The sequence below is a fragment of the Streptomyces mutabilis genome (assembly GCF_046628145.1).
Lineage (GTDB): Bacteria > Actinomycetota > Actinomycetes > Streptomycetales > Streptomycetaceae > Streptomyces > Streptomyces mutabilis.
Genome location: NZ_CP176874.1, coordinates 8,008,334 through 8,019,266, shown reverse-complemented (window position 1 = coordinate 8,019,266; position 10,933 = coordinate 8,008,334). Strand labels below are relative to the sequence as shown.

General features: G+C 68.3%; 9 protein-coding genes and 1 pseudogene. 3 read left to right on the top strand and 7 right to left on the bottom strand.

The annotated features are described in order from the left end of the window. Positions 1 to 313 precede the first annotated feature (313 nt). The 5 genes from ACLIN4_RS36095 to ACLIN4_RS36075 all read right to left on the bottom strand — a co-directional run bounded on the left by ACLIN4_RS36095 (position 314) and on the right by ACLIN4_RS36075 (position 5,180). A complete protein-coding gene (locus ACLIN4_RS36095; protein WP_411576711.1) occupies positions 314 to 1,105 on the bottom strand; it encodes a hypothetical protein in 792 nt (263 codons plus the stop codon). Between the two features lie 1,234 nt (positions 1,106 to 2,339). Further along, the gene (locus tag ACLIN4_RS36090) at positions 2,340 to 2,810 is read right to left on the bottom strand and encodes a hypothetical protein (protein ID WP_411576710.1); all 471 of its coding nucleotides are present in this window, start codon (positions 2,808 to 2,810) and stop codon (positions 2,340 to 2,342) included. Positions 2,811 to 3,698: 888 nt separating this feature from the next. Continuing rightward, positions 3,699 to 4,400: a restriction endonuclease gene (locus tag ACLIN4_RS36085; RefSeq protein ID WP_411576709.1), complete on the bottom strand. Its 702-nt coding sequence runs from the start codon at positions 4,398 to 4,400 to the stop codon at positions 3,699 to 3,701. Then, positions 4,397 to 4,582 (bottom strand): hypothetical protein, encoded by a 186-nt coding sequence (locus ACLIN4_RS36080; protein ID WP_411576708.1) that lies wholly within the window; start codon positions 4,580 to 4,582, stop codon positions 4,397 to 4,399. Before ACLIN4_RS36080 ends, ACLIN4_RS36085 begins: the two co-directional genes overlap by 4 nt. A 433-nt stretch (positions 4,583 to 5,015) precedes the next feature. Further along, a complete protein-coding gene (locus tag ACLIN4_RS36075; protein WP_411576707.1) occupies positions 5,016 to 5,180 on the bottom strand; it encodes a hypothetical protein in 165 nt (54 codons plus the stop codon). 403 nt (positions 5,181 to 5,583) lie between these two features. Between ACLIN4_RS36075 and ACLIN4_RS36070 the strand changes: the two genes are divergently transcribed. Continuing rightward, on the top strand, positions 5,584 to 7,218 hold the full coding sequence (locus tag ACLIN4_RS36070; RefSeq protein ID WP_411576706.1) for a tetratricopeptide repeat protein: 1,635 nt from the start codon (positions 5,584 to 5,586) through the stop codon (positions 7,216 to 7,218). A gap of 692 nt (positions 7,219 to 7,910) precedes the next feature. On the opposite strand, the gene ACLIN4_RS36065 is transcribed toward ACLIN4_RS36070, so the two are convergent. Then, positions 7,911 to 8,183 (bottom strand): hypothetical protein, encoded by a 273-nt coding sequence (locus ACLIN4_RS36065; RefSeq protein ID WP_411576705.1) that lies wholly within the window; start codon positions 8,181 to 8,183, stop codon positions 7,911 to 7,913. Next, entirely contained in the window at positions 8,183 to 8,416 is a 234-nt protein-coding gene (locus tag ACLIN4_RS36060; RefSeq protein WP_411576704.1) for a hypothetical protein, read from the bottom strand. Before ACLIN4_RS36060 ends, ACLIN4_RS36065 begins: the two co-directional genes overlap by 1 nt. A 1,587-nt stretch (positions 8,417 to 10,003) precedes the next feature. Here ACLIN4_RS36060 and ACLIN4_RS36055 point away from each other — a divergent pair. Further along, entirely contained in the window at positions 10,004 to 10,666 is a 663-nt protein-coding gene (locus tag ACLIN4_RS36055; protein WP_411576703.1) for an HNH endonuclease family protein, read from the top strand. 25 nt (positions 10,667 to 10,691) lie between these two features. After that, positions 10,692 to 10,903: pseudogene (locus ACLIN4_RS36050) on the top strand (IS5/IS1182 family transposase); the annotation flags it as partial. Positions 10,904 to 10,933 lie beyond the last annotated feature (30 nt).

Sequence of the window (10,933 nt, the reverse complement as noted above, 5' to 3'; positions counted from 1 at the left end):
CCGGCCCGGCTGCGCCGGGCCGGTGACGCTCCGTCCGCTGCGCTCCCGGAGCTGCGGGGGTGCAGCCCCCGCGAGGTGGCCTCCGCTGCGCTCCAGCCACCCGGCCGCACCCGCTGTGCGGGACGGCCAACGGGCCTACGGCCCGGGCAGCAAGGGGAGAAGGTGGCCGGGGCCGGTGACCCTGCATCAGGTGATGCCCCATGTAGCTTTGGCAGAACCGGGCCACCCTCTCCCCTTGCTTCAAAGTGAAGCGCCAGACCAACTCTGGAACCAGGCCCTGCCCCCGCCCCTTTCGAGGCGGGGGCAGGTGCGCTTACATTCCGTTCTTTCGGCGGTTGGTCCTGCGGTCGAGTGCGGCCCGGAGTACGAGAGCGCGGCGGCTGGATGCGGGGCACGGTTCCAGGATTCCCCGCGTGTACAGGGCGGCGCCCATTGCTGCCCCTGCCTTCAGAGCTTCTTCAATGGCTCCGAAAATTGCTTGTGCCTGCTCCACGCTGGTCGGGTGCTGGAAGTCGCATTCGCACTCGTACTTGCGGTCGGCGGCCAAGTTGATGAGGGCGAGGGGGTGGTCCTTGACGGGAATGCATCCGGGGTGCCGGGTGATGGGGCGGGGGATGCCGTTGCCGTTGCGGCCGCGCAGGTGGCTCCAGAAGCGGTGGCCCTTCCAGCCGCACAGGCGGCACTCCATGAGCCACGGCTGGTCTGCGCCGGGGTAGCCCGCCAGGGGAACCCACCCGAGCTGTGCCAAGCGGGACATGGCCTCGGCGGCGCGTACCAGGTTGGGCAGGGTGAACCGCAGGTCGGGCAGGAGGTAGGCGTAGGTGCGGGTGGCGCGCAGGCCGACGATGGAGCGGAGCCGGTCGGCGGGTGAGTGGACGGGTGCTTGTGCGGGGACGGTGGGGCGCTTGCCCTGGTCGATGAGGGTGACGAGGTGGGCGGCGGCCTGGTCGCGGTCGGCGGCGCGCTGGACGGGGTGGCCGGGCATGGTCGCGTACCAGGAGCCGTGACGGCGGTGGACGGTTCCGGCTGGGGTCTGGTCGACGGTGACGGGGTAGTAGCCCTCGCCGTCACGCTTCCCGAGAATGTAGCGCTGCTGGATGTCCATTCCTTTGTTTCCTTTGTTTGTTGCTTCTTCGGTTTGCCGGTTGGGTGCCACTCCCTCCCGGCAAGGAAAAGACTATCCAATTCGCCGTCCGAGATCCAATAAATCGGGTCCCCGAAAGGGGTCTTTTTAATTCTCTTTTTCTGCCTGAATAGGCTTCACCATTTCCCTTTTCCGGGGTAGGCGGGCCGGGGCGCGGTGTCGGTCGCCGCTTTCGATAGCGCGCAGCGCTGTCGGTGACCGGCGCCGCGCAGCGGGGTCGGCAGGGGCGTGCCGCGCAGCGGGGCGGCCCGCAGCACGCGGAGGCGCGCAGCGCCGCAGGGGCCGCGCAGCGAGGGCGGGAGCGCAGCGGACGTCCGGTGCCCCGCCCGCGTGGCAGGCGGCGACCGGCGGCGCGCCCCGGCCCACCCACCCCGGGAAAGGGAAATGGTGAAGCTGCGCCTTGCCCGAGGCTGCGCTTGTGTGCCGCCCGTCCCCTCGCCGCGCTGCTGCGCCTGTGCACGCTGGAGGCCGGCGGACGGGGGCGGGGCCGATATGCTGGCCTCGGAGTCCTCCTTTGTGGGGTTCTTCGGTTGGTCGGTGCCCGTGCCACCCGCTTCGGCGGACTGAGGGCGCCGGCCGTTTTCGTCTCAGGGCCGGATGCCGTGCGCTGCCGCCTCGCGCAGCGCCCCCAGCGCGCCCCGGAACGTCCGTGTGGTCTGCTGGCGGACGACTTCCGGGCACGGGTACTCCGTGGCCTCCCGCAAGTCCTGAACGGCGTCCTGGAGAGTGTCCAGGGCTGCGCGCGGGGCGTCGAGTAGGACCAGGGCGCCCGCGCTGTCGGCCGTCCAGACCTTCCCTGTCTTTGGGGCGATGTCGGCGGCGTCGAGCTGCTGTCCGCAGGCGCAGGTGAACGTGGCGTCCGGCTGGAGGGTGTACGGGGGTGGGCGTGGGCGCAGGTGATCGGGTCCACGAGGTGCCCTGGCGTGGTGGTGCCCAGGAGGCCGTGCGGTGGAGCGGGGCCTCGGCGGGACCGCGCTTGCGCGGCGCCCGTCGACCGGGGCCGCGGGTGCGCCCCACAGGGCGCTCCCGGACGGCCCCCGACCCGCGCCGTGTGGCACCTGGGCCACCACCACGCCAGAAGGGGCGTCTACTGGCCGAGTGGCGTCTTTGCCGACATGCGAAAGCCCCGGCCGCTACGGGAGCAGGGCCGGGGCCGCGAGGGGGTGTGCCGACGGAAGGCGTCTGCGCTCGCCCGTCAGATCGCCGGGGGAGGGGTGCCGGCGTTCGTCGACCTGCGGGTGGCGTCAGCAACCGCCGTCATGTCTGAGGCGTCGCTGCGCCGCAGCACGAAGATCTTGACCAGGGCGAGCAGGCTCGGACCACACATCAGGGTGGACAACCACCAGTGCTGTGGGGCTACCAGGACACCACCCGCGAGCATCGCCAGCGCGACTACCCCGCCGACGATCAGGTTCACCAGGTACTGCGTGTGCCGGCGCTTCTCCTGCCGCTCCGCGTAGTGGCGCTCCTCGGATTCCTTCATCATGGTCATGCGCATCATGCGCTCGCGGTGCTCACGTTTGAGTGACGGCTCCATGGCCGAGAGGGCTACCTCAAGATGGGCGGCGTCCACGTCCTTCCATTGTCGGGCGACGTGCATCGCCGCTGAGAACGCGGGATCGTCACCGGCGGTGCGCTCGGGGAGACGCTGTCCTTCGGTACTCATTGCGTCGCTCCTCCGCCGCCGCTGGTCACTGGGCTGAAGTCGCGGTCCGTACCTTCAGGCGGTGGCCCCAGTCGCAGGAACAGGCGAGCCAGCGTGTCCGAAACCAGGGACGCCGCCTCTTGGGCCAGTTGGTCCCTCTCGGCGGGGGTCAAGTCGAGGTAGTCAGGTTCCGCATCCTGGGACTGACTTGGCGGAGTCACGCGTATAGCCGTGTCCCACAATCGGCGGGTCTTCTCCTGAAGCCGACGGAGGTTTTCCTGGTATCGAGCCAGCTCCTCCGGGGTGAGGTCGACTGGGTTACGCTCGGCCGGTATGGCGAAGCCTCGCTGTCGGGCGTCAAAGCTTTCGCGTCCGTCGGTGGGGTCGGCCGTGATGAGCAACCAGGCACCGTCGCTGTCGTCCGAGAGGTCGTCGATCAGCTTGTCGACTACGTCAGCCTGATCGTCGCTAGGTTCCTCTGCCCTGCGTCGTCTCTGCAACCGTCGACGCCATCGGCTCCAGCCGTCACCTGAGTCTGTCATCGCGCGCCCCCCCGAGTGATGAGTCGCCAACTCTAGCGATTTGAACGCGGAGCGGTAAGGGATACGACGACGGGAGGAGGGGCGCTGGCGGACAGGGCGTGTACCCCTGCGCCGCCCGAGTACTGCATCAGCACTTCCGCCAGCGCCCGGTCCGAGGGCTGCGCGGAAGCCCCCCATCCCTGTGTCCGTGTCGGCCTGTCCGATCGGTGTACCAAGGTGTCCCGGTGCATCTTCAGGATGCGGCGACCTTGCCACCACACTGGCCGCGGTAGCCACGGTCGCACTCGTGTGGTTCGGGGCCGGCGGACACGGCCTGCGCCTTGTGCAGCTCTGAAGAGTCCTCGCGCCCGCTGGAAAAGGCGCCGGGTCAACTCAACGAGGTGGGGCGGCGCGGAGGTGGCACCGCGCGCAGGAGTTCCCACAAGGGGCGTGAGCCGGATGCCCACACCGCGAGTGTCTGGCGGTCGACGACGTGCAGGCGCTGCTGCTTGGCGAAGATCACGGCCGGCCCGGTCACGCGACCATTGGTAACGATCACCGCGACGTCGGCGCCGTGCACCTGGCGGGCCGTCCCGTTGAGGACCTGGAGGTCGGGTGTGCCGACCGGTGAGCCGTGGGCGCCGTTGCGGCGGTGTTTGCACTGGATGACCCAACGCCGCCCGTAGGGGTCGGTGGCTTTCACGTCGGCGCCCAGATCGCCGCGGCCGCCGACCCGCTGGGCATCCCGGCAGCCGTCGCGCTGCATCAGCTCCCGTATCGCTTCCTCGAAGCGCGTGTAGTGCAGGGCGTCCAGCTGCGGCAGGCCGTAGCGCAGGCCCTGGGACCGTACTGCCTCCCAGTGGGCTTGCTGCTGGCGGTGGTAGAACCAGCCGGCGCCCGCGAGGGCGGCGAGGACCAGAGCCGCGACGAGGATCCACCAGTGGGTGAGCAGCCAGTTGACGACCATCACGACCAGCGTGATGCCGGCCGCGGCCGCCGCGGTATAGGCGAGGAGCTGGGCGTCGCGTTGCTGCTGCCTGCGGCTGGACCGCCTACTGCGCCGCCGCGCGGGCGGCCGTCGGCGGGTCACCGCTCCCACCGGATCGGGTACGAGACAGTGGGGCGCGGCTGCGGCGCCCTCACGGCGGGTGCGTCGTCGAAGCGGATCGGGTACTGGACGGTGGTCTGCGGCCGCAGGGTGTTCCCGTCGCCCGTGGAGATGTTGCTGTTGCCCAGGCCGACCACAGCCAGGGCCACCACGCTGAAGATCATCGTCTCCCGTCTGGCACCCGGCACCCACCGCGAATGCCCGCGAACCGGTGTCCCGTCAGAGCGCACGTACGGCCGAACCCAAGGCATGCAAGCCTCCCCCTCGTCACCGACTTCCCCCTACACCAGGACATGCTGACACCAGGCACTGACAACGCGTCAGCAGACCAGCACCCGGGGTGATCAAGAAAGAGGAGAACAAGCCAGGTCAGACAAGCCGAGAGGCCCCGCATCACCCGACGCCGGCGGAGGCCGGAGGCGACCCACCGGGCGCGGGTGGCGGGGGGGCGGCGACTACGCCGCAGCCTCATGCCACCGTCCGCGCGCACTTACCGTTGTCGTTCAAGGGCGGTCGCCCGGGCCAGCCGGCCCTCCAACTCACGATCGAGGTCCCGCTCATGAGCGGCCGTGGGGGCTGGGCTGCCTGCTTCGCGGCTCACTCTGTCACGTCTCCGTCGTGCTTTGCGCCCCGGCTCCGTTTGTGGGCACGAGCGGCCGCAGCTACCGCGGCAACGATGGCTGCCGTGATGAGTTGTGCCGGCAGCTCGGTCAGCAGGCCGTGTGCGAACAGGCCAAGGGCGTGATCAAGTCGCTCGGTCATGGTGTCGCTCTCCTCGTAGCTGCCGCCTGCGGGCGGCGCAGTCGGATTGGCTCATCGTCTGATGCTCTGCACTCTTCATCTGCTGAGATGGCGTGGTCGACTTGTTCGGGGAGCGGGCGGGACAAGGTCGGACATCGGCTAGTTGTTCGTGGACAACCAGGGGGTCGTAGTGACGTCGAAGGGGAGGAGAACCCGTCCGTGGGGTCGTCTCCGGGGGGCATCTGCGCGGGACAACGCGATGGCAGGCCTGCTGCGTAGCTGGGTGGACCAAGCCGGCCTAAGGGTCGATGACCTCCTCATAGCGTTCCAGCCCGAACACTTTCTTGACGGCCGTGTCCCTAGCCGCACGACGGTGTCTGAGCGGCTAGCGGGAGTAGGGCTGAGGCAAGATTTCATCGAGGCGGTGGCTGATGTCTGTTCTGCTGATGCTTCAGGACGGGACCGGCTGCTGCTTGCAGCCAGAAAACTGCAAGAGCTAGCTCCGCATCAGTCGCCCGGTGATCCACCAGAAGCCGAGGGGGCCTCGTCGAGCGAGTCGGCAGGTCCGTTCGCTACGGAACTGGTAGCTGTTCAGCAAAGGTCTCTTGCAGTCTCGGACAAGCTGATGCGCGCCATGGAACGAGCTGTCGAGCTGGAGCGTGAGCGGAACCAGGCCAATCAGATGGTGCTGGTGCTGCTGGCCATGGTGGAGAAGCTGCATCGAGACATCGCTGCGTTGTCTCGCGCGCAGGACCGTCTGACGTCTCACAGTTCGCTCAGCACCGAGCTCACTCAGACCCGGCAGCAGCTGTCACGCAGTGAGAGGCAGAGAGAGACGGCTGAGGCCGAGCTCAGGCGAGCCAGGTCTGAGCGGCAGAAGGCCGACCAGCTGGCAGAGGAGGCCGCCGAGCAGGTACGCGTGCTGTCCGAGGAACTCGAACGTCTCCGGGGCCAGCGGCCACACGAGGAGCCGGAGAGTTCTGATCCCAGCCCCACGCCAGTCCTGCAGCAGCCCCTGGAAGGTGACGACGACATCGACGTGGCGCTGGCCAAGGCGTCCCAGCACCTGGACGAGCATGCCGACCGTCTTGATCAGCTTGCTGGCGAACTACATCAGGACAACCCGCCGCCCAGCCCCTCCACCTCGGCGAATGCTCCGGACAACCCGTCGGACAACCCTGCCGATGCGAGCAACCGGCGTAGCGCTCCGCGCCGTCACCGTCTTCCGGCGCGTCACGAGCACGCCTACTGGGCTCCGCGATCGCCGACCACCAGAACCATTCAGGCGCTGGAGATGGTGGAGCAGACGAAACCGGACAAGGTGAATCATCCCTCGAGTTTTCCTGTGCGTCATGCCCACGCCTACCTCCTAGGCATGTCGGGGGACGTGGCCGCAGCGGTTGAGATGTATGAGCAGCTGGTTCATACACAGGTGATGATGTTGGGCGCCACCCACCCGAACACTTTCACCGCTCGACACAACCTGGCCTACTGGAAAGGCTGCGCCGGAGCCCCGGAAGAGGCCGCTCATGCCCTGGCTCAGCTGCTTTCTGAGCAAACGGAAGCGTTGGGATTCGACCACCCGGACACACTCACTACGAGCAACAATCTCGCCTACTGGCAAGCTCAGGCAGGCGACAGTGCCGCCGGTACAGCTGCTCTTATGGACCTCGTACTCACTCGCTCAGAAACGTTGGGCATCGACCATCCCGACACGCTGCTCGCCCGGAGGCATCTCGCCGTGTGGCACGGTGAAACAGGTGACGCCGGCGCCGCAGCAGCTGACCTGGAGCCCTTGCTCATCGACTTCCGTCGCGTCTACGGCTCAGCAGACCCCGAAACGGTCACCACCTGGCATCTACTTGCTCACTGGCAGGGCGAAGCCGATAGACCGCTCGCAGCCGTGAACACGCTGCAGCAACTCGTGAGCAAACAAGCATCGATCCACGGCCGAGCCTTACCAGCCCCACTCCAGGGCTATAAGGAACGAATCGCGTACTGGCTCACTCAGGCGCCAGGCGACTCTTCTCCCAGCCATCCGCCCTCTGAGCCGTCTTAGGTGCGTACGAGCGTTTCCCTGGGTAGCCGGCCCCCCAGTCAGTTCCATTTGTCAGTCCGGTGGGTCGCGATGCCGTCGCGGTGTCTCGGACCACGCATTGGCCAGGGAGGGCACGACCAGGGCGCCGCCCAACTACACCTATTGCGGAGCCCTTTCACTTCGGCGAAGAATGACTTCGCGCCCCACGCGGCGCGGCTGACGATTGGAGCGCCCCCGCGTCGGCGGGGAGAACGCCTCCAGCCCCTCGTAGGGGTTCACTCGGTTCGGAGCACCCCCGCGTCGGCGGGGAGGACGGGTCGGCCATCCATGTGGCGGAGGCGACGGGCGGAGCACCCCCGCGTCCGCGGAGGTGTTCCGGCGATCAACCCGGACGAGGCCGAGGAGATCAGGTCCTCCCCGCCGACGCGGGGGTGTTCCTACGGCACGTTCGAGCGGGAGGACTCCCGCGGCGTCCTCCCCGCCGACGCGGGGGTGTTCCGCGGCAGCAGCTCCTCGACGCCCTCGCGCAGGCGTCCTCCCCGCCAACGCGGGGTGTTCCGGTTACGCGCGGCGTGCTGCCCCGAACAACCTGTCGTTTCCACCGATGCCGTGTGTTCCGCTGCGGACCACGTGGCACGACCTGGACGTCGTTCCTGTCGATGTGGTGCTGGGAGGGCTGGCGCGCTATGGCCCTGCCTTGCCGGTCTAATGCTTCAGACCTCGATGTACGCGACGACGACCACGGTGCGCAGCGCTGTGATCCAGTACAGGAGGCGTACGTGTTCGATCTCGTCGGTGTACTGGCGCAGGTGGGGGTTGGTGGCGTCGCCGGGCAGGGGTTCACCGATGTCGGGGTCGACGGAGATGACGACCAGGGCGCGGTCCAGGGCGTGGAGGTCTGCCTCGCTGGTGATGGTTTCCAGTTGCTTGGCGGCGGTGTCGGAGAAGGTGATCCGGGCGCGGTGTGGGCCGTGCTGTCGGGTCATCAGGCGACGGCGGGGCGTTGGCGGGTGAGTCGGGCGAGGTGGGTCTCGCGGAGTTCTTCCCACGGTGTGCAGTCCTCGACGGAGGGCAGGCCGTTGGTGGCGATGTCTTCGAGGACGGCGGCGAGGTGGTCGGCGTTCTCGCGGGTCTTGGTCGCGTAGGCGCGGATCGCGTCGGCGGCTGCGGGCTGCAGTTGCTGCCGGGGTGTGTCCGTGGTGGCCGGCTGTTCGCTCATCGTGGGCTCCAGGGCGCGTGACTGGCGTGTCTCATCACGGTATCGCCGGGTGCAAGAGGAGGGGGCTGCTTGGGCGACGCCGGGCGTCGGCAGCCGCGTGGACGGCGTGGTCTGGTGAGGGTCGGCGTGGGGGTTGGGGGCTTGGAGGGGTGCAGGGGGCGCACGGTCACCCTTGGCGTGTGCTTCGCGTGTGAGCTTCCGCACGCTGGGGGTGGGAACTGGCACGGCGTACCCGTCGGGCCGTCAGGCACTGCCGCTGTTCGGGGACTTGAGCGCCGTTTGAGGTTTGGGAAGTTCGCCTATGCGACTGCTCGGTATGGCACGGAGTGTCAGATCGGCGTTTGGTAGTGCCGTGTTTGACGGGAAACGGGATCCGTGGCGCTCAGGTAAAGTGCCACCACCTCGTAACCCCAGGGCCCATGCGTACGCGTGGACCGCCCCGCGCGGGGTCCACGAAGTTTGTGGCCTCCGCGGAGCTGCGAAATCCGCAGTCTCCAGAGGAATGGGGTGATGGGTCCCGATGACTGAGCACGACGAGTCGGAGGGGCACTGCCGTTGTTGCAGCAGGCGGGAGCCGCCCGAGCGGGCCTCCCGTTGGCTGGGGCTTTTGATCCACGTGGCTTACGAGGTCGCGCGGAACTGGCCCTGGTAACGCGGAAAGCCCCGGTCTGAGGACCGGGGCTCTGACCGACCTATAGGTCGGCCGCACTGCACACGGGCGTGCTGGGAAGGCCTCACCGGGATGCTTGGCCGGCGTCGGGTGGGGCTTTCCTTATGTCCGAATGCGGTTACCGCCGCGAACGCAAGCGAAACTCAGCTTTTGTGATGCCTGTCACACTCGGGGGTGGCGATGTCCCCACTATGCCTTGCCTTGCCGCCCTGATGCGACAGGTAGTCACATGTTGATCAGCACACATCCGGGCCCTCAGGGCGGAAACAGCGCTGGTAGTTCCCACTTTTTCCCCATGTGGGCGTGATGCAAGTCACACCCTCGTATGGGTGATGCGCCGCACTGACGACCGCGCTTTTTAGGTCGATTTGTCGGGGATTCACACGTGCATAAATCCAACTCGGTACGGCCGCTGTGATGCGGCGCCGGACTTTACACGCACCCTCTGACAATCACATCCCCGAAGGGCACGTTTCTTCATACGCTGGTGCCGTCCGTGCAGGCGTCAGCCTGGACGGGACGTGCTGCGCCTGCCGGCCTCTTCCTCGATGAGCAGGACTCCGCGCCATCGGCGTCGATCCCAACTTCCCGAGGATGCCGCCGACCCCGCGGCCGTGAACGCGCCTCCGTCCACGGGTGCCCGACCGCGAGGGCGTGAGCAACTGCGGTGACGGGCGCCCACGTCCGGGCACTTCCGGGGCCGCCCGTCGCCCCCACCCGCCCGCCATGAGGCCAGGCGATCGCTGCTCGACCAGCTGCACGTTCTTGTCCTTCGCAGCCAGAGCCCCGGGGCCGGCTCGTTCCGCGGAGCAGCCACGGTTGCGTCGAGGGGAGGCGGTATGACCATTGCACTCACACGGGCGGCGCACTCGGCGAACCGCCGATAGCGCCCCTCCCCCGGCCGCTATCAACAGCTCATGCTCACCTCAGTGCTGCGCGGTCTGGCCGCCGCCTCCCTCGCCGTCCTGTCCGTCACCGCGTCCACGCCTGCGGCCCACGCCGCGGAGACGCTTCCTGTCGCGGAAGCCGTCACCCGCCTGCCGGTCGATGCCGAGTCCCGCGACGGATACGACCGTGACGCCTTCCGCCACTGGAACCGCGGGGAGGATCCGGCCGACGGATGCTCGACCCGCAACGAAGTCCTCATCACCGAGGCCGTCGAGCCACCTGCGGTGGGGCCCGGGTGCCGGCTGTCGGGCGGGCGCTGGTGGTCCTACTACGACCAGACATGGGTGACCTCGGCCTCCGGACTGGACATCGACCACATGGTGCCACTCGCGGAGAGCTGGGACAGCGGGGCATCGGCATGGACGGCCGAGCGGCGTGAGGCGTACGCCAACGACCAGGGCGCGAAGGCGTCGCTGGTGGCGGTCACGGCACGGTCGAACCGGTCCAAGGCCGACCAGGACCCGGCCCAGTGGCTGCCGCCGGCCGCCGAGGTGCACTGCCGGTACGTCGCCGAGTGGGTCGCCACGAAGCTGCGCTGGAATCTGAGCGCGGACGAGACGGAGGTCGCGGCGCTGCGGGAGGCGGCGGACGGCTGCCCGGAGCAGAGCGTGACCTACGAGCCCGCCGCATAGCGTCCTTCCCGCCGCGGGCGGCGGGGGCGGGAACCGGCACGATGTCACCCAGTTGCTCCCTCTACTCGACGCTTGTCCCCCGCATACGAGGAATGTGAGGCTGGCCTCGGAGCAAGCGCAAGCGGTTGTTTGCCGACCGCGGCTACGACTTCGATAAGTACCGTCGCCTGCTGTGGAAGCGCGACATCAAAGCTGGGCAGGACGCGCTGGGTGGGCGAGCGCACTTTCGCCTGGCTCCTTCGAGCTCTGATACGAGTGAAGTGTCAG